General features: G+C 71.1%; 19 protein-coding genes and 1 pseudogene. 9 read left to right on the top strand and 11 right to left on the bottom strand.

Annotated elements, in window-relative coordinates:
* Positions 1 to 2: 2 nt before the first annotated feature.
* From Asi02nite_RS29540 to Asi02nite_RS29560, 5 genes are all read right to left on the bottom strand, one after another.
* Positions 3 to 1,829 (bottom strand): S8 family serine peptidase, encoded by a 1,827-nt coding sequence (locus tag Asi02nite_RS29540; protein WP_203717270.1) that lies wholly within the window; start codon positions 1,827 to 1,829, stop codon positions 3 to 5.
* A 252-nt stretch (positions 1,830 to 2,081) separates the two neighbouring features.
* Positions 2,082 to 3,890, bottom strand: coding sequence for a gamma-glutamyltransferase (gene ggt / locus Asi02nite_RS29545; RefSeq protein ID WP_203717271.1), 1,809 nt, complete (start codon positions 3,888 to 3,890; stop codon positions 2,082 to 2,084).
* 107 nt (positions 3,891 to 3,997) lie between these two features.
* The gene (locus Asi02nite_RS29550) at positions 3,998 to 4,753 is read right to left on the bottom strand and encodes an ABC transporter permease (protein WP_203717272.1); all 756 of its coding nucleotides are present in this window, start codon (positions 4,751 to 4,753) and stop codon (positions 3,998 to 4,000) included.
* Between the two features lie 14 nt (positions 4,754 to 4,767).
* Positions 4,768 to 5,547 carry an ABC transporter permease gene (locus Asi02nite_RS29555; protein WP_203717273.1) on the bottom strand — a complete coding sequence of 260 codons (780 nt, stop codon included), beginning with the start codon at positions 5,545 to 5,547 and terminating at the stop codon, positions 4,768 to 4,770.
* Positions 5,547 to 6,500 (bottom strand): ABC transporter ATP-binding protein, encoded by a 954-nt coding sequence (locus tag Asi02nite_RS29560; protein ID WP_203717274.1) that lies wholly within the window; start codon positions 6,498 to 6,500, stop codon positions 5,547 to 5,549. The genes Asi02nite_RS29555 and Asi02nite_RS29560 overlap by 1 nt, the downstream gene beginning before the upstream one ends.
* Positions 6,501 to 6,633: 133 nt before the next feature.
* Here Asi02nite_RS29560 and Asi02nite_RS29565 point away from each other — a divergent pair, with 133 nt between their 5' ends.
* The gene (locus Asi02nite_RS29565) at positions 6,634 to 9,024 is read left to right on the top strand and encodes a galactose-binding domain-containing protein (RefSeq protein WP_203717275.1); all 2,391 of its coding nucleotides are present in this window, start codon (positions 6,634 to 6,636) and stop codon (positions 9,022 to 9,024) included.
* Positions 9,025 to 9,045: 21 nt separating this feature from the next.
* Here Asi02nite_RS29565 and Asi02nite_RS29570 read toward each other — a convergent pair whose 3' ends face one another.
* From Asi02nite_RS29570 to Asi02nite_RS29585, 4 genes and pseudogenes are all read right to left on the bottom strand, one after another.
* Positions 9,046 to 9,858, bottom strand: a complete 813-nt coding sequence (locus Asi02nite_RS29570) for a hypothetical protein (protein WP_203717276.1) — start codon at positions 9,856 to 9,858, stop codon at positions 9,046 to 9,048.
* Between the two features lie 54 nt (positions 9,859 to 9,912).
* Positions 9,913 to 10,926, bottom strand: coding sequence for a UDP-glucose--hexose-1-phosphate uridylyltransferase (locus tag Asi02nite_RS29575; RefSeq protein ID WP_203717277.1), 1,014 nt, complete (start codon positions 10,924 to 10,926; stop codon positions 9,913 to 9,915).
* Positions 10,881 to 11,870 carry a UDP-glucose 4-epimerase GalE gene (gene galE / locus Asi02nite_RS29580; RefSeq protein WP_203717278.1) on the bottom strand — a complete coding sequence of 330 codons (990 nt, stop codon included), beginning with the start codon at positions 11,868 to 11,870 and terminating at the stop codon, positions 10,881 to 10,883. The genes Asi02nite_RS29575 and galE overlap by 46 nt, the downstream gene beginning before the upstream one ends.
* 499 nt (positions 11,871 to 12,369) lie before the next feature.
* Positions 12,370 to 13,110 (bottom strand): annotated as a pseudogene (locus Asi02nite_RS29585) (SDR family NAD(P)-dependent oxidoreductase); the annotation flags it as partial.
* A gap of 107 nt (positions 13,111 to 13,217) precedes the next feature.
* Between Asi02nite_RS29585 and Asi02nite_RS29590 the strand changes: the two are divergent.
* From Asi02nite_RS29590 to Asi02nite_RS29600, 3 genes are all read left to right on the top strand, one after another.
* Complete coding sequence (locus Asi02nite_RS29590) at positions 13,218 to 13,529, top strand: ArsR/SmtB family transcription factor (RefSeq protein ID WP_203717280.1); 312 nt, start codon at positions 13,218 to 13,220, stop codon at positions 13,527 to 13,529.
* Positions 13,529 to 14,068, top strand: a complete 540-nt coding sequence (locus Asi02nite_RS29595; RefSeq protein WP_203717281.1) for an SRPBCC family protein — start codon at positions 13,529 to 13,531, stop codon at positions 14,066 to 14,068. Before Asi02nite_RS29590 ends, Asi02nite_RS29595 begins: the two co-directional genes overlap by 1 nt.
* 181 nt (positions 14,069 to 14,249) lie before the next feature.
* The gene (locus Asi02nite_RS29600; protein WP_203717282.1) at positions 14,250 to 14,795 is read left to right on the top strand and encodes an NUDIX domain-containing protein; all 546 of its coding nucleotides are present in this window, start codon (positions 14,250 to 14,252) and stop codon (positions 14,793 to 14,795) included.
* On the opposite strand, the gene Asi02nite_RS29605 is transcribed toward Asi02nite_RS29600, so the two are convergent.
* Positions 14,786 to 15,835, bottom strand: a complete 1,050-nt coding sequence (locus tag Asi02nite_RS29605) for a DUF5925 domain-containing protein (protein WP_203717283.1) — start codon at positions 15,833 to 15,835, stop codon at positions 14,786 to 14,788. The genes Asi02nite_RS29600 and Asi02nite_RS29605 overlap by 10 nt on opposite strands.
* A gap of 160 nt (positions 15,836 to 15,995) precedes the next feature.
* Positions 15,996 to 17,300 (bottom strand): acetyl-CoA C-acetyltransferase, encoded by a 1,305-nt coding sequence (locus tag Asi02nite_RS29610; protein ID WP_203717290.1) that lies wholly within the window; start codon positions 17,298 to 17,300, stop codon positions 15,996 to 15,998.
* A gap of 39 nt (positions 17,301 to 17,339) precedes the next feature.
* Between Asi02nite_RS29610 and Asi02nite_RS29615 the strand changes: the two genes are divergently transcribed.
* The 5 genes from Asi02nite_RS29615 to Asi02nite_RS29635 all read left to right on the top strand — a co-directional run bounded on the left by Asi02nite_RS29615 (position 17,340) and on the right by Asi02nite_RS29635 (position 22,318).
* Positions 17,340 to 18,659: a 3-oxoacyl-ACP reductase gene (locus Asi02nite_RS29615; RefSeq protein WP_203717284.1), complete on the top strand. Its 1,320-nt coding sequence runs from the start codon at positions 17,340 to 17,342 to the stop codon at positions 18,657 to 18,659.
* Positions 18,660 to 19,520, top strand: coding sequence for a MaoC/PaaZ C-terminal domain-containing protein (locus Asi02nite_RS29620; RefSeq protein ID WP_203717285.1), 861 nt, complete (start codon positions 18,660 to 18,662; stop codon positions 19,518 to 19,520).
* Positions 19,521 to 19,626: 106 nt separating this feature from the next.
* Entirely contained in the window at positions 19,627 to 20,382 is a 756-nt protein-coding gene (locus Asi02nite_RS29625; protein ID WP_239127220.1) for an NUDIX hydrolase, read from the top strand.
* Positions 20,379 to 21,344: a serine/threonine-protein kinase gene (locus Asi02nite_RS29630; RefSeq protein WP_203717286.1), complete on the top strand. Its 966-nt coding sequence runs from the start codon at positions 20,379 to 20,381 to the stop codon at positions 21,342 to 21,344. Before Asi02nite_RS29625 ends, Asi02nite_RS29630 begins: the two co-directional genes overlap by 4 nt.
* 11 nt (positions 21,345 to 21,355) lie before the next feature.
* Complete coding sequence (locus Asi02nite_RS29635; RefSeq protein WP_203717287.1) at positions 21,356 to 22,318, top strand: hypothetical protein; 963 nt, start codon at positions 21,356 to 21,358, stop codon at positions 22,316 to 22,318.
* The last annotated feature ends 82 nt before the right edge of the window (positions 22,319 to 22,400 follow it).

A 22,400-nucleotide genomic window follows, 5' to 3' on the forward strand; every position in this document is an offset into this window, starting at 1 on the left:
CCCTACCGGTCACCCATCGGCGGCGGTTGCCGCTGCTCCGCCGGCTGAGCGCCGGAACCAGCGCCCGCATCACCGTCTGCCTGCGGCGACATCGGCCCCTGGCCGGTCGACTGAACTGGTGGTGGCGGATTGCCGTCACCGCCTCCTCGCGGGGGCGACCCATATGCCGGTTGTGGCGGCGGAGAACCGAACGCGGACTGCGGTGGCGGCCCATATGCCGGCGGCTGAGGAGGGTACGGCGGCTGCGGCGCGTGCCCAGGCACGGAGCCATGGCTCGGCGGCGCCATCGGACCCCGGTGACCCGGCGGCGGTGCACCCCACTGGCCAGGTGGCGGTGCGCCTGCCTGACCTGGAGCGGTTGGTGCTCCCCACTGGCCCGGGGGCAGTGCTCCTGCCTGACCTGGCGCAGTTGGCCCGCCCCACTGGCCAGGCGGCGGCGCTCCTGCCTGACCTGGCGCAGTTGGCCCGCCCCACTGGCCCGGCGGCGGTGCTCCCACCTGACCTGGCGCAGTCGGTGCTCCCCACTGGCCGGGGGGCGGTGCGCCATGAAGACCGCCCGCGTACGGACCTGGTGGCGCCGCGCCCGGCGGGCCACCCGGGAAGCCGCCTGGCGGCATCCGACCAGGGGGGACGGGACCGCCCGGGCCATACGCGGCCAATCGCCGGCGTCGGCGGCGGTTGGACCAGACCACCAGCGCCACGATCGCGGCCACGACCGCCAGGCAGCCCAACCCGTACAGGAGCAGGCCACCCGGGTCGGCGTTGACGTTGATGCCCAGGCCCGAGCCTTCGTCAGCGTCCTCGCCGGTGGCCGCCGCGCCGGCGGACTCCGACGGCAACGGGGCAGTCGCGCCGAGCGGATTGACGTCGACGGCCGGGACTTCGGCGGTCAACGCGCGCACCGGGTCGATGAGCCCGAAGCCGTAGAAGCCGTCCCGGCCCTTCTCGCCCTGGTCTGTGGCCGTTCTGACAAGCCGGTTGATGACGTTGGTGGCGTCGAGGTCGGGGAAGCGCGATCTGATCAGGGCGACCACGCCGGATGTGATGGCGGCGGCCGCGCTGGTGCCGCTGCCCACGCCGTACCCATTGCCGGTGTTGACGGACATGATCATGTCGACGCCCGGCGCGCTCAGCGCGAGCTGGTGACCCCTCGCCGTGCCTTCCCACAGCTTGCCCTTGCGGTCGACGGCGGCGACCGACACCACGCCCGGGTGCCGGGCGATCTGGCCGAGGTCACCGCCCTGGTTGCCCGCGCTCGCCACGACGACGACGTCGCGCTGGAGCGCGTGGGTCAGAGCGTCGTCGAGCCCCGGGTCGAAGACGGTCGTCGTCGGCTCCATCGAAATGTTGATCACACCGATCCGTTGATCGGCCGCCCAACGGATGGCTTCGGCCATCGTCGCCTTCGCGGTGCCGACCGCGGCCGGCATGACCTTGGCTTGCGGCGCGATGCCGAGCATGCGCTGGTCGCCGCCGCCGCGGCCGGCGATCAGGCTGGCCATGGCGGTGCCGTGGCTCAGGTCTTTGTCGGGGTCGACGCGGCCGTCGCCGGGCACGTCCGACGCGAAACCCTTGCCGGGGACGACCTGGCCGACGAGGTCCCGGTTGTTGGCCTGCACGCCGCCGTCAACGATGGCCACGGTCACGCCCGCGCCCTTGGTGATCTGTTGTGCGCGCAAGATGCGGAGCGAGTCGAGGTGCCACGACAGCGACCGCACGGTGTCGGCGTGCGCGGGCGTCGCGAGCAGCGGAAGCGTCGCCAACGTGAGCACAGCCGTCGTCGCCGCGAGCCACCGTGCCCGCGAACGTCGGTCCTTGAACTGCTTCATCTCACCCGCCCGGGTCGCTGTCGAAGCGGCCAGCGCGACCGACGCATCGGTGGTCGTAACTGTCCGTGAGGCCAGTGTAGAGGCCGGGGGCAGACGACGAACGACCCGCGATCGAGCCTGTGGATAACCCGATGCCTGTGGATAACTCGGTCGGGTGACCTCTGGCTGATCCAAACTGGGCCGACCACAGCGGACGCGGCGGCGACATCGATCGTCGCCGCCGCGTCCAGGGATCTATCCGCGGGGGAGGTTCTAGTGAGGCTTGCCAGGACGTACGACGCCCGCCGCACCGCCACCACGACGCACCGGCTCGGCTGTCGCGATCATGCCGTGCCGGGTGAACTCGATCGCCGTGGCCGCACCGAGCTCGGGTGTGCTGACGAAGGTCGGTTGGCCGAGGGCTTGCAGATCAGCGCCGTACGCGGTGATGAAAGCCGGCTCGGCCTGCGGCGCGGCGCTGTTGCGCTGCGACGCTCGCGGGGCGGCCATCGCCTCCGGCAGCGTCATGCCGAGGTCGATGCGGTTGACCAGCATCTGCAGCACGGTGGTGATGATGGTCGCGCCACCCGGGGTGCCCAGCGCCAGGAACGGCTTGCCGTCGTCGAAGACGATCGTCGGCGACATCGACGAGCGCGGCCGCTTGTTGGGAGCGGGCAGGTTCGGGTCCGGCGGGGCGCCCGGCGTCTGGATGAAGGTGAAGTCGGTCATCTCGTTGTTGAGCAGGAAGCCGCGGCCCGGCACCACCATGGCGTTGCCGCCGGTCTGCTCGATGGTCAGGGTGTACTCGACGACATTGCCCCACTTGTCGGCGACGGTGAGGTTGGTCGTGCTCTGCCCGGGGTTGCCCTCCGCGGCGGCCGCCGCGGTCGCGCAGTCGCCGTAGCGGCCGTCGGGGTTGCCCGGTGCCACCGGCTTGACGAGCGCCTTCGCCGGGTCGATCAGGCAGGCACGCTCGGCCGCGTACCGGTCGCGCAGCAGTTCGTCGATCAGCTTGCGCGAGGTGTCGGCGCCGACATAGCGGTTGCGGTCCGCGAACGACAGCGCGCTCGCCTCGAGGTAGTGATGCAGCGCCTCGACCGCGCTCATGTCCGAGAGGTCGAACCGCTCGAGGATGTTGAGGGCCTCGCCCACCGCGATGCCACCGCTGGAAGGCGTCGACATGCCGTAGACCGTGTAGCCGCGATAGTCGGAGCGGGTCGGTGCCGGGAACCGCAGCTCGTACCGGTCGAGGTCGGCGAGGGTCATCTCGCCGGGGCGGATCTCGAAGCCCCACGGCATCGCGGGGTCGGCGGCAACCGGCGGGTGCTGCACGGTCTGCACGATGTCCCGGGCGATCCGGCCCTCGTAGAAGACGTCGGTGCCGTGCCGGGAGATCTCGCGGTACGTGTCGGCCAGATCGGGGTTCCGGAACCGCGAGCCGACGGTCGGCGGCTGCCCGCCGGGCAGATAGAGCTCGCGGGTCGACCCGAACTGGGCGAACTGGGCCTGGTTGTCGGCGATCTGTTGGCGGAAGGTGGAGTCGACGGTGAAGCCGCGCTGGGCCACGTCCGCGGCCGGCGCGAGCGCCGCGGGCAGCGAGCGGCTGCCCCACTTGCGCAGGGCCTCTTTCCACGTGAGCAGCGTTCCGGGCACGCCGGCCGAGATCCCGCTGACCCGGGCCTCCTGGAAGGCCATCGCAGTGCCGTCGGGCTTCAGGAAGGCGTCTTCGCCCATGGCCCGAGGTGCCGACTCGCGACCGTCGATCGTGTGGACGCGGCGGGTCTTGGCGTCGTAGTAGACGAAGAAGCCGCCGCCGCCGATCCCGGCGGAGAACGGCTCGGTCACGCCGAGGGTCGCGGCGGCCGCGACCGCGGCGTCGACGGCGTTGCCGCCCCTGCGCAACACGTCGAGCCCGACCGCGGTGGCGGTGGGGTCGACGGTGGCGACGGCCCCGCCGTACCCGACGGCGGTGGCGTCCCTCGGTGGCTCGCCGCCACCGTGCGCGAGCGCCGGGGCGGAGCCCGGCACCACCAGCCCCGCCGCGGCCACGACAGCGACGACTGCGATCTTTCCGAGCTTCATTGCCCCTCCCGGATCAGCATGCGTCTCTATGTCCTACCGCCACCGTCCACGATCGGCAACAGGGCGTGCGGGCGCACTGCCTGTCAGTTCGGGCGGCATGAGCGTGATCAGGTCAGCAGGAGGACGGCCAGCCGGCGCCGGGCGAGCGCGGTGGCGCCGATGCCGAGGACGAGGAGGTACGCGACGGCGATCGGCAGACCGGCACCCAACTGGCCCGTGGTCAGACCGCGCATGAGCTCGATGCTCTGGTAGAGCGGCAGTGCCGCGACGATGCCCTGGAGGACGGGAGGATAGATCGACAACGGATAGAACGTGGTCGCGAAGAGGAACATCGGGAGCATCACCAACTGCAGGTACTGATGGTGGTGCGGCTCGCGGATGAAGGTGGCGGCGGCCAGGCCGGCCGCGGAGAAGGCGTACGCGATCAGCGCCGCCGCGGGCACGGCCAGCACGGCCCACCAGGAGTGCACCATCCCGAGCAGTGCGATCACCGCGAAGAAGCAGCTCGACGACAGCGTGCTGCGCAGGACCGACGCGGCGATCTCGCCCAACGCGATGTCGCCGATCCGCATGGGCGTCGTGACGATCGCGTCGTACACCTTGTCGAACCGGCCCCGCCACCAGACGTTGCTGGTCGTCTCGTTGACCGCGCTGTTCATCGCCGAGGTGGCCAGCAGCGCGGGCGCCACGAACGCGGCATAGCTCGCGGCGCCCGACTCCCCGCTGACCAGCTGACCGATGCCGATGCCGACGGAGAGCAGATACAGAAAGGGCTCGAAGATGCCGTTCACGACGAGGTTCCACGGCCGGCCGTGCCGCAGCACCCAGAGGTGGCGCACGACGATCAGGTGGGCGGACGACACGGTCCCTCTTCCCTTCACGCGTGGAGGTGGCGTCGGTAGGTGCGGCGCGCCACCAGGTAGCCCAGGCAGCAGAGCGCGCCGAGGTAGCCGACGTGCACCGCCGCCAGCGGCCACGACACCGTGCCGAGACTCAGCGCGCGGCACAGGTCGACTCCGTGCCACAGCGGGGTGGCGTAGACGAGCGGACGGACCACCGACGGCAGCTGCTCGACCGCGAAGAACGTGCCGGAGAACAGGTAGAGCGGCATGACCACCCACTTGAAGATGCCGTTCACCGGCCGCACGTCGGGCAGCGTCACCGCCCACGCAGCGGACGGCAGCGCGAACGCCATCGCGGTGAGCGCCGCCGCGGGCAGGGCCAGCAGCACCAGGGGCGAGTGGGCGGCGCCGAACGCGACCATCACCGCCACGAACACCGCGGCGCTCAACGTGACGCGCGACGCCATGAAGAGGAGATGACCATGCAGGATGTCTTCGGGTTCGAGTGGCGTGCCGGCGGCGACCGGGTACGCGCCGCCTGGGCCGCGGTTCACCGCCACCGGGAATGCCGCTTCCACGATGCCGTTCTGCATCGCGGCGGCGGCCAATATGCCAGGCGCGAAGAACGCGAGGTAGTCGACGCCGCCGAGGGTTGCCGAGTCCGGAGCGATCAGGCGACCGAGACCCACGCCGATCGCGACCAGGAACAGCAACGGGTTGGCGATGCTGATCACCACGGTGCCGCGCCAGGTGCGGCGGTAGCGCAGGATCCAGTACTGGTACGCGCGGAGCGCCATCGGGTCGGCGGTCGCCATCAGTCCACCAGAGTCCGGCCGGTCAGGGCGAGGAACACGTCCTCGAGGCTGGCGCGGCGGACCATCGCCGTCACCGGCCGCAGGCCGACCTGATGGACGATCGCCAGCGCCGCCTCGCCCTCGGCGGTGTACCAGAGGACGCGGTCCGGCAGTTCCTCCAGCCGGTCCCGGATCGCGGCGTCGCGGAGCTTGGCCACGGCCTTGTCCTGCTCGCCGATCCCGAAGCGCAGTTCGAGCACCTCTCGCGTGGAGTGCGCGGCGATCAACTCGGCCGGCGACCCCTGCGCCACGATGCGGCCCTTGTCCATCACGATCAACCTGTCGCAGAGCTGCTCGGCCTCGTCCATGTAATGCGTGGTCAGGATCAGGCTGACGCCCTGCTGCTTGAGCCGGAACAGCCGGTCCCACAGCACGTGCCGGGCCTGTGGATCGAGCCCCGTGGTGGGTTCGTCGAGGAGGAGCATCTCCGGCTCGTTGATCAGCGAGCGGGCGATGGTGAGCCGGCGCCGCATACCGCCGGAGAGCGCGTCGACCCGGTCGCGGCCGCGCTCCGCGAGCTGGGCGAACTCCAGCAGGTGCGCGCTTCGGGCCGCGATGGTCGACTTCGGCAGGCCGAAGTAGCGGCCGTAGATCAGCAGGTTCTCCAGAACGGTGAGCTCCCGGTCCAGCGCGTCGTCCTGGGGCACCACCCCGAGCCGCGCCCGGATCTGGCGGCCCTGCGTGAGCGGGTTCAACCCGAGTACCCGCAGCGTGCCCGCGGTCGGCGGCGACACGCACGCGATCATCCGCATCGTCGACGACTTGCCGGCTCCGTTCGGGCCGAGGAACCCGAACGACTCGCCGCGACGCAGCGTGAAGTCGATGCCGTCGACCGCCGTGAACGGGGACCCATGACGGTCGCGGGGCGGATAGCGCTTGACGAGGCCGGCCGCCTCCACGAGGACATCGGGCATGAGCAAGAGCGTATGAATCTTGCGAGGCGTTGTCGATAGATTTCAACGATGAGTACGACTATTGCGCCTGTGCGTCGCGTCCTGGCACGATGACCATCGATATCCCGTCCCGACCCCTCAAGGAGCGGCAGACATGGCGGTTTCGCGCCGAAGATTCGTGACCTCAGTGGCGGCCGGCTCCGCCCTGGCCGCTGTCTCCACGACGGAACTGGCCGCCGTCCTGGCCAGTCCCGCGAGTGCGGCCAGTCCGCCCGGCGACGTGGTCGGCAAGATCTCCGTGGGCTACCAGGGTTGGTTCGCCTGCCCGGGTGACGGTGCCCCGATCGGTGGCTGGTGGCACTGGTCGCGCGACCGGTTCCAGCCGCCGTCGCCGTCGAACACGACGATCGTGTCCTGGCCCGACATGCGCGAGTACACGCGGGGCTACACGACCGCGTACCCGAATCTCGGCAACGGGCAGCCGGCCCAGTTGTTCTCGTGCTACGACGACCAGACGGTGGACACCCACTTCAAGTGGATGCAGCAGTACAACTGCGACACCGCCGCGCTGCAGCGGTTCAACCCGGTCGGTGACGAGGGGCCGACCCGGGACGCGATGGCGCAGAAGGTACGGGCGGCGGCCGAGAAGTACGGGCGCAAGTTCTACATCATGTACGACGTCACGAGCTGGACGAGCATGCAGTCGCAGATCAAGACCGACTGGACGTCGAAGATGTCGGCGCACACGGCGTCATCCGCGTACGCCCGACAGAACGGCAAGCCGGTCGTCTGCATCTGGGGCTTCGGCTTCAACGACGACGGTCGCCCGTTCGCGCCGGCGCCGTGCCTGGACGTGGTCAACTGGTTCAAGGCGCAGGGTTGCTACGTGATCGGCGGCGTGCCCACCTACTGGCGACAGGGCATCAACGACTCGCGCCCCGGTTTCTCCGAGGTCTACCACGCGTTCAACATGATCTCGCCGTGGATGGTCGGCCGTACCGGTGATCTTCCCGGGCTGGACTCCTTCTACAACAACGTCAACGTGCCGGACAAGGCCGACTGCGACGCGCATGGCATCGACTACCAGCCGTGCGTCATGCCGGGTGACCTGTCCTCCGGGCATCGGCGGCACGGTGACTTCTACTGGCGGCACCTCTACAACATGATCCGGCTGGGGTCCGCGGGGCTGTATGTGTCGATGTTCGACGAGTACAACGAGGGCAACCAGATCGCCAAGACGTCGGAGAGCGCGGCCACGACGCCGCCGGGGATCCGGGCGCTCGACGAGGACGGCGTGTTCTGCTCGTCGGACTACTACCTGCGGATCACGGCCGACGGCGGCCGGATGCTCAAGGGGCAGCTAGCCCTGACGCCGAATCGCCCCACCCAACCGACGACCGGTGGCGGTCCGCCGGACCCGCCGACCGGCAACCTCGCCCTCAACAAGCCGACGTCGGCGAGTTCGCAGAACGGCGGCTTCGTCGCCGGCAATGCCGTCGACGCCAACGCGGGCAGCTACTGGGAGAGTGCCAACAACGCCTTCCCGCAATGGCTCCAGGTCGACCTCGGCAGCTCCGCCCAGGTCAACCGGGTCGTGCTGAAGCTGCCGCCCGGATGGGGGACGCGTACGCAGACGATCCTGCTGCAAGGCAGCACCAATGGATCACAGTGGACGACCCTCGTGCCGAGCGCCGGTGTGACCTTCAATCCCGCCACCGGCAACAGCGCGACACTGTCGGTGCTGGCGACGACGGCCCGCTACGTCCGGCTCACCGTCACCGGCAACACCGGCTGGCCGGCCGCCCAGATCGCCGGTTTCGAGGTGTACGGCGGTGTCACCGAGCCGGGCAGCCCGCCCACCGCGCCCGCCAATCTCACGGTGACCGGCAAGACCACCACCAGCGTGTCGCTGTCGTGGTCGGCGTCGTCCGACGACGGCACGATCGTGGGTTACGACGTGCGGCAGGGCGGCACCGTGGTCGGCTCGCCCAGCGGCACGTCGCACACGGTCAGCGGCCTGAGCCCGAACACCGCGTACGCGTTCTCGGTCGTCGCGAAGGACAACAACGGCAACGTGTCGAATTCCTCCAATGTGGTCACGGTGACCACCGACGCGCCGCCGGCCAACACCAACCTGGCGCTGGGCCGGCCGACGGCGGAGAGCGGACACACGCAGAACTACGGCTCGGGCAACGTCGTCGACGGCAACGCCAACAGCTATTGGGAGAGCCCGAACAACGCGTTCCCGCAATGGGTGCAGGTCGACCTCGGCGCGGCGCCGGCGGTCGGGCGGGTCGTGCTCAAGCTGCCGCCGCAGGCTGCCTGGCAGACCCGCACCCAGACGCTGTCGATCCAGGGCAGCACCAACGGGTCGTCGTGGAGCACGCTCGCGGGCTCCGCCGGCCGCGTGTTCAACCCGGCGTCCGGCAACGCGGTGACGATCACGTTCACGGCGACATCGACGAGGTATGTCCGAGTCAACGTCACCGGCAACACGGGCTGGCCGGCGGGCCAGCTCTCCGAGCTGGAGGTCTATGCGAGCTGACCCGAACTCCGCCGGCCGCTGTCAATCGCCCTTCGCAGCGGCCGGCGGCCCACCACCAGCCTCGGTATCCCCAGGCGCGGGGAGCGGTGTGCGGTCGTCCGTGTCGGTGGGAGTTCCTCCCGGGGATCGAGCCGGATCCTCACCGGCGAGCGGGACGGGTCGGCCTGCGGCGGGACCGGCGAGCGGGACGGGCTGGCCTGCGGCGGGACCGGCGAGCGGGACGGGTCGGCCCGCGGCGGGCGCATCGGTCGGAGTGCCACCTCGCGAACCCGCCGGGACACCGCCGGGCCGATAGCCCAGCAGCTGTCGCCGGCGGCGCAGGAGCAGGACCGCTGCTGTCAGGAGAGCCGCGGCGGATCCGCCCAGGAGGACCCGGGCGAAGGTCTCCTCGCCGATCACCGCGGCCGCCGCGACCCCCACGCCTCCGGCGCACAAGGCCGCGGCGGTCCAGCCGAGCTGTCGGGCCGTGCCGGCGTCTCGCAGGTCGACCACCAGATCATCGATCCGCTCATCGGTGGACGAGCCGGCGGTGATCGCTCGCAGCACCGCCTTGCGCGTCGCCGGATCCGCGCCGTCGACCAACGGCCCGGGCCCGCGCTTACGCAGCCGGATCAGCAACGGCACGAAGAAGGCAGCGAAGACCGCGAAGGGAATGAACGGCAGCACCACGTTCCAGGGCGAAGACAGCCCGTCGGTGCCGCCGCGGGTCGCGAAGATCGCTGCGAGGGCCGCGAAGCCCAGCACCAACGCCAACACGATCCAGCCGACCGGAGCCGCCGACCGACGCTCCACATTGGATCGGAGTTCGGCCCGCTCCTGCGCGGTGAGGCCCATGGCGCACCCCCTTCCAGATGTGGGAGGGAGAAACGTACCCGCCGGCGGCGGGAATCAATCGTTGTCGAGGTCCCGCAGCCGCTGGGCGGCACTTTCCGGCGTGATGTCGCGCTGCGGACCAGCCAGCAACTCGAAGCCGACCATGAACTTGCGGATCGTGGCCGAGCGCAGCAGCGGCGGGTAGAAGTGCGCGTGCAGGTGCGACTTCGGGTGCTCGCCGCCGTCGGTGGGTCGCTGGTGGAAGCCCATCGAGTACGGGAACGTGATGCCGAACAGCCGGTCGTACCGCCGGGTGACCTTGCCGAGGACGTCGGCCAGGCCGTCGCGGTCGGCGTCGCCCAGGTCGGTCAGCGCACCGTGGTGCGCGCGCGGCAGCACCAGCGTCTCGAACGGCCACACGGCCCAGAACGGTACGAGCGAGACGAACTGCTCGTTGGTGTCGACGATCCGGGAGCCGTCCTTCAGTTCGGCCGCGAGGTAGTCGCAGAGCAGACAGGCACCCTCGTAGGTCGCCTGCTGCGCGAGTTCCTTCGCCGGTTCGTTCGGCAGGCTCTCGGTCGCCCAGATCTGGCCGTGCGGGTGCGGGTTGCTCGCACCCATCATCGCGCCGCGGTTCTCGAAGATCTGGACGTGGCTGACCCAGTCGAGCGCGCCGAGCGACGCGGTCTGCGCGGCCCACGTGTCGACGACGGTACGCACGTCGGCCAGCGGCATGTCGCCGAGCGTCAGGTCGTGCCGGGGCGAGAGACAGACCACGCGGCAGATGCCGCGCTCCGGCCGGGCGACCAGCAGGCCGTCGTCGACTCCGCCGCCCGACGCGTCGGGCAGCAGGGCGGCGAAGTCGTTGTCGAACACGTACGTCGAGTCGTACACCGGCGTGTGCACCCCGCCGGCCCGTGTGTTGCCGGGGCAGAGATAGCACGACGGGTCGTACTCGGGGCGCTTCTCAGGTGTCGTCTCCTCGATCTGGCCTTGCCAGGGTCGAGCGGTGCGGTGCGGTGAGACCTGAACCCACTCGCCGGTCAGCCGGTTGAGCCGGCGATGCGGCGCGTCTGGAAGTAGGCCCATGAGTCCCCCACGATCGATGCCAGGTCGGGCTTCGCGGCGACCCAGCCCAGCTCAGCGCGTGCGCGGACCGACGACGCGATGAGCGTAGCCGGGTCTCCGGCGCGGCGCGGAGCGGGTGCGACCTTCACCTCCTCGCCGGTCACCTGACGCACCATCTCGACGATCTGCAGGTTGGAGAAGCCCTTGCCGTTGCCCAGGTTGTAGATCTTGTGTCGGCCCGGCTCGATCGCCTCCAGGGCGAGCAGGTGCGCCGCCGCCAGGTCTTCGACGTGGATGTAGTCGCGCACGCAGGTGCCGTCGCGCGTCGGGTAGTCGCCGCCGAAGATCCGCAGGCTCGGCCGCAGCCCGGCGGCCACCTCGAGCGCGGCCGGGATCAGGTGTGTCTCGGGCTCGTGACACTCGCCGAGCGGGATCGGGCCGTCGAGGGCCGCGCCGGCGACGTTGAAGTAGCGCAGGCTCGTCGCGCCGAGTTGGTGCGCCTTGGCCGCGTGGGCGATGGCCATGTCGACGGCGAGCTTGGTCCAGCCGTACGGGTTGGTCGGCGCGACCGGCGCCTGCTCGGTGATCGGGAGGGTGCTCGGGTTGCCGTAGACGGCGGCGGTCGAACTGAACACCAGACGCTGCACGCCGGCGAGGCGCATCGCGTCGAGCAGGGCCAGCGACCCGGCGACGTTGGTGTGCCAGTAGATCTCCGGCCGCTCCACCGACTCGCCCGCGGCGATCTTGGCGGCGAAATGCAGCACACCGTCGAACCCGGCGCCGGGGGTGAGCACCTCGGCGACCTCGTGCAGGTCGCGTTTGTGCAGCATGACCTCGCCGGGAAGCGAGCCGACGTGCCCGGCCGACAGGTCGTCGATGACCTCGACCGTGTGGCCGGCATCGAGCAATTGGTGCACGACGACGGACCCGATATATCCGGCACCGCCGGTCACGAGCAACTTCATGGGACGACGATAGGGCCACGAGCGCCCCGTGGGCATCCGCGATGGGCAATCAGCGGAAATGTCGTCGTAACACGAGAGAGGATCGGCGGAACGGCGCTCGGAGGAACGTTCACGGTAGGTCGGAAAACGGCCATCGGGTACGGCGGCGAAGGCGTGATCAACAGCGCGACCGCCTACATTCGGGCAGCTCAAGACGCCCGCAGCCCGGCGCAGTCGTCGAGCCCGGGCCGGCCGCCGCGCCGAGGGTCGGGCGCCGGGCCGGTGCCGTCGTCGCGGTGCGCGCGGTGGTGGTCGTCGGGCCCTGACCGGCCGCCGCGCGGTGGGTCGGGCGCCGGGCCGGTGCCGTCGTCGCGGTGCGCGCGGTGGTGGTTGTCGGGCCCTGACCCGCCGCCACCAGGGGCCGGTCACGAACCCCGACCCGCCACCAGGGGCCGGTCACGAACCCTGACCCGCCGCCACGGGGGCCCGGCCACGGACCCTGACCCGCCGCTTCGTCAACGCCGGGTAGGGCTCCGCCGTTCACCTGGATGATCTGGGCGGTGACGTGACCGGCGTCGGGCGACGTCAGCCAGCGGATCGTCGCCGCGACGTCGTCGGTGTGGCCGGCGCGCTTGTTGAGGGCCTGCCCGACCAGCAGGTCGTGGCGCTGGTCGGTCATCGTGGCGCCGAAGAACTCGGTATCCGTCGTGTAGCCCGGTGCCACCACGTTGACCGTGATGCCCCGCGGGCCGAGGGCGGCCGCCAGGTCGATCGCGTAGGGATGCAGCGCCGCCTTGCTGCCGCCGTAGGAGCCCGAGCCCGAACCGCGGAACGCGGCGATCGAGCTGAGCAGGACGACCCGGGCGTTGTCTGCGAGCACGTCGCGTAGCGCCTCGGTGAGGTGCACCGCCGTCAGCACGTTGGACCGTAGGTTGGCCAGCCAGGCTGCGGACGCACGGGCCACCGGACTCGTCGCAGGGGCCGGGTCGGTGAGGGCCAGCAGCGCGTTGCCGCCCGCGTTGTTGACCAGCACGTCGACGTGCCCGAAGCGCTTGGCCACCTCGGTCGCCGCCCGCTCCGCTTCGGCCACCTCGCCGACGTCGGCGACGATCGCGTGCGCGTCGATCTCGGCGGCCGTCGAGGCCAGGACCTCGGGTCGCCGACCGATGATCACGACGGCGTCGCCGTCCTTCACACAGGACGCGGCCACCGCGCGACCGATGCCGGTGCCGCCGCCGCTGACTACCACCACCCGTGACATGCCGCTGAGCGTAGCCAGCGCGCAGCCGCCGCAGTGAGGCCTGTGGATAACCCCGACCCGACGTATATTCCTTGACAGGCATATGCCTGAAGGGCCATATTGGGTACGTGCCAACCGACGTGTTCGCGGTCCTCGCCGAGCCGGCCCGCCGCCGCATCCTCGACGAGCTGCGGGTCGCCGACCGCAGCGTCGGTGAGCTGGTCGTCGCACTGACGATCAGCCAGCCGACGGTGTCCAAGCACCTCAAGGTCCTGCGCGACGCGGGCTTCGTCTCGGCCCGCACCGCCGCACAGCAACGCATCTACCACGTCGAGCCGACCCAGTTCGCGGCGCTCGACGAATGGCTCGCGCCGTACCGTCGATTGTGGACCAATCACCTCGACGAACTGGCGCGCCATCTCGACAGGATGGAGCAGTGATGGAAGCGTACGAACCCAGCACCCTGGCAGACGCGAGCGTCGAGCAGGCGGCCGACGGCCGCGCAACCCTCGTGTTCGTCCGCGACTTCCCCCACCCGCCGCACCGCGTGTGGCGCGCGCTCACGAGCCCGAGCGAGATCGGCGAGTGGGCGCCGTACACGGCCGACCGCGACCTCGCCACCACCGGCCCGGCCACGCTCACCATGATCGACAGCGACACGCGCACGGACATCGCGGTCGAGGTGACGCGGGTCGACCCGGAACGCACGCTGGTCTACAGCTGGGGCACCGACACGCTCCGATGGGACCTGACGCCGACCGCGGCCGGCACCCGCCTCACCCTGCGCCACACGCTCGAGGACCCGTCCTGGATCGCCAAGGTGGCGGCGGGCTGGCACATCTGCCTTGACGTCGCCGACCACCTGCTGACGGGCAACCCGATCGGCCCGATCCGCGGCGAAGCGGCCCGCGCCCACGGCTGGGACGCCCTCCACGACGCCTACGCCACAAAGCTGAACGTCCCACAAGAAGAGTCCTGAACACCCGCAGGGGTACGGCCGAGCGACTCACGCTCGCGCGCCAGCCACCGCCACCAACGCGCGTCCGTCCGGACCACAACAGGCCAATCCTCGGGTGGGCCACGGCGGCCAAGAACGAAGCGGCGGCAGCAAGTGAGAAACAGGCGAGCGCCATCATGATCGGGCCGGGATACTCGGCCCGATGAGTATCGCGGCGTTGGTGGATCTTGTTGAGGGGCTTGTCGCCGGCGATCAGACCGAGGCCGACCAGCGCGCCGACGTCCTCGCCTGGCTGCGCGACACCGACGACGTCTATCGGCGGGCCAAGCCCGACACGCCACCCCGCCATCTCGTTTCCTACGTCGTGCCCGTCGACCGACGCGACGGCAGCATCCTGTTGATCGACCACATCAACGCCGGGCTCTGGCTGCCGCCAGGCGGCCATGTCGAGGTCAAAGAGGACCCCGCCGAGACCGCCCGGCGTGAGGCGCTTGAGGAACTCGGCCTGGACGTCACCGTAGGAAAGCCGATCTTCATCACCGTGACCACCACCGTCGGCATCGACAAGGGGCATACCGACGTGAGCCTCTGGTATCCCGTCCTCGCCGACCGTCACCAACCGCTCGTCACCGACGCGGGTGAGTTCACCGAGGCGCGGTGGTGGTCGCTCGACGACGTCGACCGCGCGGATCCCGGGCTCTTCGACCCGCACCTCGGACGCTTCCTGCGCAAGCTCCGTCAGAGGTAGAAGCCGCTCGACGCCGGGGTCACCGGCGTGGCCACCGACGGCTTGCCGTCGCGCAGAGCCAGCAGTTCGGCCAGCGTCGCACCGTACGCGCCGACGCCCGTCGACGTGCCGAGCCAGGCCGATGCCTGCTCGAACGGCAGCGGGCCGACCTCGATCTGCGCCATGCACCGGCCCGGCCGCAGCACCGCGGGGTGCAGGCGGCCGATCTTCTCGTTGGTGGTCACCGCGACGATCACGTTGCCGCCCTGGCCGAGGAGGCCGTCGGTCAGGTTGAGCAGGCGGGAGAGCTGCTGGGTGTTGGTCGCCAGCCCGTCGGCGCGGATCAGGTCGTCGCTGTCCTCGAGCAGCAGCAGCCGCCAGCGGCGGCTGTCGGTCGGGCCGCCGGCCGCGACCTTGGCCAGGTACGACGGGTCCGTGAACAGCTGCTGGGGGTCGATCACCAGGTCGACCTGGCACCAGTCGCGCCACGCGCGGGCCAGCGAGCGCAGCGCCGTGGTCTTACCGGTGCCGGGGGAGCCGTGCATGATCAGCAGGCGGCCGTGCACGGTCGTGGGGGTGAGGTCCACCAGGCGCTCGATCGCGTCGCCGGCGGTCTTCTCGTAGTTGTCGCGGATCGTCGACCACTCGTCGCACGCCACGTTCCGGGCGGTGCGGGTCGGGCCCATCTGCGACTGGTGCCAGAAGCCGATCTCCACCTCGCCGGTGTCGACCTTCTCCGGCTCGGTGGCGCCGGTCGTGCATTCCGCGAGTACGGACTCCGCGAGCTCCTCCGTGACCGCGGTCACGGTGATCGAGGCGCCGCCCGTACGCCAGCGGACCGCGCGGACCGTCCAGCCCTCGCCGATCGCCAGGCGCGCGTCGCGGCCCTCGTCGACCGCGACCCGGGCGAGCTTTGCGCCGACGGGGAGCAGCGTGGCTTCGGCACGGACGCGGTCGAGGCGCTTGGTCCGCGCCCACGGCTGGTCGCCGGAGACGAAGCTGGACAGCGCCAGCGCGTCGACGACGTCGGACGGCACGTCCATGTCGTCGAAGTGCAGCATGCGACCTAGGGGACCGGTGTGTTCGGGACCGCCACCGGTGGGCATTCGGCCATCGAGCATGCACCGATAGTGACTACTCTCGGCAACGATCGTCCACCCGGTATGCACGATGTGTGGCCTTTGTCGCGGCAACCGAAGCAGAAACGATCACTGACAGTGATTACGAGACAGCGGACCGCTCCAGGATCGCCACGACACCCTGGCCACCGGCGGCACAGATGGAGATGAGCCCTCGCCCGCTCCCGCGCGCGGCCAGCAGCTTCGCCAGCGTCGCCACGATCCGCCCACCGGTGGCCGCGAACGGGTGCCCGGCCGCCAGCGACGACCCGGTGACGTTGAGCTTGGCCCGGTCGATCGACCCGAGCGGCGCGTCCAGCCCCAGCCGCTCCTTGCAGAACTCCGGCGACTCCCAGGCGGCCAGCGTGGCCAGCACCTGCGACGCGAACGCCTCGTGGATCTCGTAGTAGTCGAAGTCCTGCAGGCTCAGCCCGTGCCGGGCGAGCAGGCGCGGCACCGCGTAGGCGGGCGCCATCAGCAGCCCCTCGTCGCCATGCACGAAGTCGACCGCCGCCGTCTCCGCGTCGACGAAGTGCGCCAGCACCGGCAACCGCCGCGCGGCCGCCCACTCGTCGGACGCCAGCAGCACGGTCGACGCCCCGTCGGTCAACGGCGAGGAGTTGCCGGCCGTCATCGTCGCCCGCGCGGCGTCGGGGCCGCGGGTGCCGAACACCGGCCGCAGCGAACCCAGCTTCTCGAGAGACGTGTCCGCGCGCAGGTTCTGGTCGCGGGTCAATCCCAGATAAGGCGTAACAAGATCATCAAAGAAGCCCCGGTCGTACGCCGCCGCCAGCCGCTGGTGCGAGGCCAGCGCCAGCGCGTCCTGCGCGGCCCGGTCGATGCTCCAGCGCAACGCGGTGATCGCGGCATGATCACCCATGGATAGCCCGGTACGCGGCTCCGCGTTGCGCGGTGCCTCCGGCAGGAAGGCGTGGTGCGGCCGGATCCGGGTGGCCGCGCGCAGCCGCGCGCCGACCGTGCGGGCCGCGTTCATCTGCAGCAGCGTGCGGCGCAGGTCCTCGTTGAGCGCGAGCGGCGCGTCGGAGGTGGTGTCCACACCGCCCGCGATGCCCGCGTCGATCTGCCCCAGCGCGATCTTGTTGGCGACCAGGATCGCCGCCTCGAGCCCGGTGCCACAGGCCTGCTGGATGTCGTACGCCGGCGTCGTGGGGTCGAGCCGCGAACCCAGCACCGCCTCGCGGGTCAGGTTGAAGTCGCGTGAGTGCTTGAGCACCGCGCCGGCGACCAACTCGCCGACCCGGGCCCCGGCCAGCCCGAACCGGGCGACGAGCCCGTCGAGCGCGGCGGTGAGCATGTCCAGGTTGCTGGCCGCGGCATAGCGGCTGTTGGAGCGGGCGAACGGGATCCGGTTGCCACCGACGATCGCGACTCGTCTGGTCTCCATCAGTCGCCTCCCTGAAGGGTTACTGATTAGTAGGCTACTTCCATGAGCGACCGCTACGCGAGCTTCGCGAACTCTGGTCCCGGCCGGATGCTGGTCAAGCGGCTCGGGCTCCCCAATCCGCCGGTGCTGCGCCGCTTCCGGCCCGGCGATCCGCTGGTCACCGGCCCGGTCCTGGTCGGCGCCGCGCCCGGCGGCCGGCTCGAGGGCCCGGTGCGCAAGATGCTCACCGTCGCCGAGGTCCCGATGGACGGCGGCCCGCCGTGGTCGGCACTGGTGTTCGACGCGAGCGGCGTCCAGGACGCCGCCGCGCTGCACCCGCTCTACGAGTTCTTCCACGGCAACGCCAAGGCCCTGGCCCGCAACGGCCGGGTGATCGTCCTCGGCACGCCGCCCGCCGCCTGCGCCTCGCCGCGGGAGGCCACCGCCCAGCGCGCGCTGGAGGGGCTGACCCGCAGCATCGGCAAGGAGTTCGGCCGCGGCAGCACCGCACAGCTCATCTACGTCGCACCCGGCGCCGAGGAGTTCACCGACTCCGCGATGCGCTTCCTGCTCTCGAGCCGCTCCGCGTACGTGTCGGGTCAGGTGATCCGGATCGGCCCGGTGACGTCGTCGCCGCTGACCGACTGGGAGCACCCGCTGGAAGGCAAGGTCGCGTTGGTGACCGGCGCCGCCCAGGGCATCGGCGCCGCGATCGCGCGCGTGCTGGCCCGTGACGGCGCCCGGGTGGTCGCGCTGGACGTGCCCGCCGCCGGCGAGGCGCTGGCCCGGGTCGCCAACGAGATCGGCGGGACCGCGCTGCAGCTCGACCTGACCCGGCCCGACGCGCCTTCGACGCTGGCCGCCCAGCTGCTGAGCCGGCACGGCAAGGTCGACGTCGTGGTGCACAACGCCGGCATCACCCGCGACAAGACGATCGCCAAGATGTCCGCCGAACAGTGGGACGCGGTCGTCGACGTCAACCTGTCGAGCCAGGAGCGGATCAACGACGCGCTGATCCCGCTGCTGCCCGAGGGCGGCCGGATCATCGCGGTCTCGTCGACGAGCGGCATCGCCGGCAATCGGGGCCAGACCAACTACGCCACCTCGAAGGCGGGCGTGATCGGGCTGGTGCAGTCGATGGCGCCGATCCTGGCGAGCCAGGGCGTCACGATCAACGCGGTGGCGCCGGGCTTCATCGAGACCCGGATGACCGCCCGGATGCCGCTCGCGACCCGCGAGGTCGGCCGCCGGATGAACAGCCTGTCGCAGGGTGGCCTGCCGGTCGACGTGGCCGAGACCATCGCCTGGCTGGCCGCGCCCGGCTCGTCCGGCATCACCGGCAACGTGATCCGCGTCTGCGGCCAGATGTGGTTGGGTGCCTAGATGTCCATCGTCGAGCTCGACGGCCCGCCGGAGCTGGGTCCGCTCTACCGGCGGGCGGCGATCCGCGCGCTGCCCAGGATCGGCCTCGTGCCGGGCACCGACCGGCGGCCGCCGATCCAGGTGTTGCCCGACGTCGAGCTCGTGCTGCGCGGCGTCGAGGTCGACCGGAGCCGGCTGGCCGACTACGACCGGGTCTGCGAATTCCGGCTGACCGACCGGCTGCCGGTGACGTTCCCGCACGTGCTGGCCACGCCACTGGCGATGCGGCTGATGACGAGCGCCGACTTCCCGTACCCGGTGGTCGGGTTGGTGCACGTCGCCAACAAGATCACCCAACTGCGGCCGCTGGACGCCAACGAGCGGCTCGACCTGTCCGTGCGGGCGGTCGACCTGCGCCCGCACGAGCGGGGCCGCCAGTTCGACGTGGTCGCGGTGGCGACGGTCGACGGCGAGGAGGTCTGGCGGGACGTGTCGACCTACCTGCGCAGGGGCCGAACGCCCGACAAAGCCCCCAAGACTGCACAGGACGTGCCGCCGCCGGCCTCGGCCACGTGGCGCGTCACGCCCCGGATCGGTGTCGACTACGCCCGGGTCTCCGGCGACCGCAACCCCATCCACACCTCCCGCCTCGGCGCCCGGCTGTTCGGCTTCCCGCGGCCGATCGCCCACGGCATGTGGAGCAAGGCCCGCTGCCTGGCGGCTATGGAGGGCCGCCTGCCCGACGCGTACACGGTCGAGGTCGCCTTCAAGCGGCCCATCCTGCTGCCCGGCACGGTCGCCTTCTCGGCGACTCCGGGCGAGACGTTCGCGCTGCACGACCCGAAGAGCGGCGCGCCCCACCTCATCGGCACCATGAGCTAACTGACACATCTGTAGCGCCCTTGTCGCCGCGCCGAGCCCAGGGTTATTCTCAGCTTGAGTTATTCTTAGGCAGAGAAGTTCTTAGGGCGAGAAGGACAGGGGAGCTGTGGTCAACGAGCAGGAGTTCCTGGCCGGTTACGACCCGCGGGCCTACCCCGCCGTCGCCGTCACGGTCGACGTGGTCGCCCTGACCATCCGCGACAACGAGCTCCAGGTCCTGCTGATCCAGCGCGCCGCGCCGCCGTTCGCCGGCTTCTGGGCCCTGCCGGGCGGCTTCGTCCGGCCCGAGGAGGACCTCGGCGTCGCCGCCCGTCGGGAGTTCGCCGAAGAGACCGGCCTCGGCGGCGAGCCGCTGCGCCGGGTGCATTTCGAGCAGCTCGCCTCGTACGGCACACCCGAGCGCGACCCCCGGATGCGGATCTTCTCGATCGCCTACCTCGCCTTCGCGCCCGACCTGCCCGAGCCGACCGCCGGTTCCGACGCCGGCGACGCCCAGTGGCTCGCGCTGACCGCGCTGCCGACCCGCGAGCTGGCCTTCGACCACCGCAAGATCATCGAAGACGGCATCGAGCGCGCCCGCTCGAAGCTCGAATACACGCCGCTGGCGACCCGGTTCGTCGGCGAGGAGTTCACCATCGCCGACCTGCGGGCCGTCTACGAGACGGTGTGGGGCCACCCGCTGCACGCCGGCAACTTCCACCGCAAGGTGCTCTCGGTCCCCGGGCTCGTGGAAGGCACCGGCGCCACCACCGAGCACGGCGGCCCCCGCGGCGGGCCCCGCGCCCGCCTCTACCGCGCCGGCGACGCCCGGCTGCTGCACCCGGCCCTGCTCCGGCCCGCCCGAGAGGAGACCGTCCGATGACGACCATCGACGAGGCGATTCGTCTGGTCCACGCGGCCAACAGCGACGAGGAACTGTTCGGCTCCACCGACCCGCACCGCGGCTACCTGCGGCTGGCCGCGCTGCTGCACCCCGACCGGGCCGCGCCGTCGGCCCGGGCGGCGGCCACCGACGCGTTCGTCGCGCTGACCAACCGCTGGCGGGCCCGGGGCACGGTGCTCTTCGGCCGCTACCGGGTCGGCGGGGTGGCGCACACCGGCGACCTCGCCAACCTCTACGCGATCGGCCACGGGCTGTTCCTCAAGCAGCCGCGGCTGCCCGCCAACAACGACCTGATGGAGCGCGAGGCGGCGGCGCTGCGCCGGATCGCCGCCGAAGGCGACCCGCGCTACCTGCCCTACGTGCCGCGCCTGGTCGACACGTTCCGGCACCGTGACCCGGGCAGCGGCGCGGAGCGCCGGGTCAACGTGCTCGGCTCCGTGCCCCACCTGTGCAGCGTGGCCGACCTCATCCGGATGAAGCCCGAAGGACTCGACCCGCGCGACGCCGCGTGGATCTGGCGGCGGCTGCTGGTCGCGCTGGGCCTGGCGCACCGGGCCGGCGTGGTGCACGGCGCCGTGCTGCCCGAGCACATCCTGGTCGAGACCACCGACCACGGCGTGGTGCTGGTCGACTGGTGCTACTCCGTGATCGACGGTCTCGACCACGTGCCGGCGATGGTTCCGCGCTACGCCGACTGGTACCCGCCGGAGGTGCACAAGCGACAGACGCCGAGCCCGGGCACCGACATCGCGATGGCCGCGCGGTCGATGACCGCGCTGATGGGCGGGCACGCGCCGGCGGCGCTGGTGGCGTTCGCCCGAGGGTGTGCGCTCCCGTCGCAGCAGTCCCGGCCGGACGACGCATGGGAGCTTCTCGCCGAACTCGACGGCGTGCTCGAAGGACTCTACGGCGAGCGGAAGTTCCGCCCGCTCAACCTTTAAGGAGGCCCGCGATGGGCAGCGGAGTCTGGTCAACCGACGTCTACGATGCCGCCGACCGCTACCGGCGCTCGACCGGCCGGAGCGCCTTCGCCTACAGCGACAGCGGCGCACGCACCGTCCACCCCACCCTCGACCCGCACAACACCGTCCGGGAGAGCCGGGACTCGACCGAGCACCCGGAGTCGCTCTCGATCGCCGTGATCTTCGACGTCACCGGCTCCATGGGTGACGTGCCCCGGGTGCTCCAGACCAAGCTGCCCAAGCTCCTCAGCCTCCTGCTGCGCAAGAACTACGCCCGCGACCCGCAGATCCTCTTCGGCGCGGTCGGGGACGCCACCTGCGACCGGGTGCCGCTGCAGATCGGCCAGTTCGAGTCCGACAACCGGATGGACGACCACCTCGGCCGGATCGTGCTCGAGGGCGGTGGCGGCGGGCAGATGTCCGAGTCGTACGAGCTGGCGTTCTACTACCTCGCCCGGCACACCGAGCTGGACTGCTTCACCAAGCGCGGCCGGCGCGGCTACCTGTTCGTGATCGGCGACGAGCTTGCGTACGACCGGGTCAAGGCCCGTGAGGTGCGCAACGTCTGCGGCGACGACCTGCGCGAGGACATCCCGCTGCGGCGGATCGTCTCGGAGGTGCGCCGCAAGTACGACACCTACTACCTGCTCCCGAAGGGCGCCAACTATGCCGGCAACGGCACTGTGCTGGACTTCTGGCGCGGGTTGCTCGGCCAGAACGCGATCGAGCTCGACGACCCGGACGCGGTCAGCGAGACGATCGCCCTCCTGGTCGGGCTCGGCGAGTCGGCCATCGACCTCGAGTCGGGGCTGGCCGACCTGGCCGACGCGGGCAGCACGGTGACCAGCGCCGTGTCCTCCGCGTTGGCGCCGGTCGATCGGGGCGGTCGGGTCCTCTCCACCTGGGGCCTGCCGACCACGCTGCAGGGCGACGACCGGATCAGCCGGCTATGAACCACGTGCTGGTAGCCGACCTGGGATACGGCGACGCGGGCAAGGGGACCGTCGTCGACTGGTTGTGCGCGAAGGGGATCGA

It is taken from the genome of Asanoa siamensis (assembly GCF_016862555.1).
In the GTDB taxonomy this organism is placed as follows: Bacteria; Actinomycetota; Actinomycetes; order Mycobacteriales; family Micromonosporaceae; genus Asanoa; species Asanoa siamensis.

Coding starts and splice junctions, on each gene's coding strand:
- Asi02nite_RS29565 (WP_203717275.1), top strand. CDS start 6,634: ATGGCGGTTTCGCGCCGAAGATTCGTGACCTCAGTGGCGGCCGGCTCC.
- Asi02nite_RS29570 (WP_203717276.1), bottom strand. CDS start 9,858: ATGGGCCTCACCGCGCAGGAGCGGGCCGAACTCCGATCCAATGTGGAG.
- ggt (WP_203717271.1), bottom strand. CDS start 3,890: ATGAAGCTCGGAAAGATCGCAGTCGTCGCTGTCGTGGCCGCGGCGGGG.
- Asi02nite_RS29555 (WP_203717273.1), bottom strand. CDS start 5,547: ATGGCGACCGCCGACCCGATGGCGCTCCGCGCGTACCAGTACTGGATC.
- Asi02nite_RS29595 (WP_203717281.1), top strand. CDS start 13,529: ATGGAAGCGTACGAACCCAGCACCCTGGCAGACGCGAGCGTCGAGCAG.
- Asi02nite_RS29540 (WP_203717270.1), bottom strand. CDS start 1,829: ATGAAGCAGTTCAAGGACCGACGTTCGCGGGCACGGTGGCTCGCGGCG.
- Asi02nite_RS29560 (WP_203717274.1), bottom strand. CDS start 6,500: ATGCCCGATGTCCTCGTGGAGGCGGCCGGCCTCGTCAAGCGCTATCCG.
- galE (WP_203717278.1), bottom strand. CDS start 11,870: ATGAAGTTGCTCGTGACCGGCGGTGCCGGATATATCGGGTCCGTCGTC.
- Asi02nite_RS29605 (WP_203717283.1), bottom strand. CDS start 15,835: ATGCTGCACTTCGACGACATGGACGTGCCGTCCGACGTCGTCGACGCG.
- Asi02nite_RS29575 (WP_203717277.1), bottom strand. CDS start 10,926: ATGGGCCTACTTCCAGACGCGCCGCATCGCCGGCTCAACCGGCTGACC.
- Asi02nite_RS29635 (WP_203717287.1), top strand. CDS start 21,356: ATGGGCAGCGGAGTCTGGTCAACCGACGTCTACGATGCCGCCGACCGC.
- Asi02nite_RS29615 (WP_203717284.1), top strand. CDS start 17,340: ATGAGCGACCGCTACGCGAGCTTCGCGAACTCTGGTCCCGGCCGGATG.
- Asi02nite_RS29600 (WP_203717282.1), top strand. CDS start 14,250: ATGAGTATCGCGGCGTTGGTGGATCTTGTTGAGGGGCTTGTCGCCGGC.
- Asi02nite_RS29630 (WP_203717286.1), top strand. CDS start 20,379: ATGACGACCATCGACGAGGCGATTCGTCTGGTCCACGCGGCCAACAGC.
- Asi02nite_RS29620 (WP_203717285.1), top strand. CDS start 18,660: ATGTCCATCGTCGAGCTCGACGGCCCGCCGGAGCTGGGTCCGCTCTAC.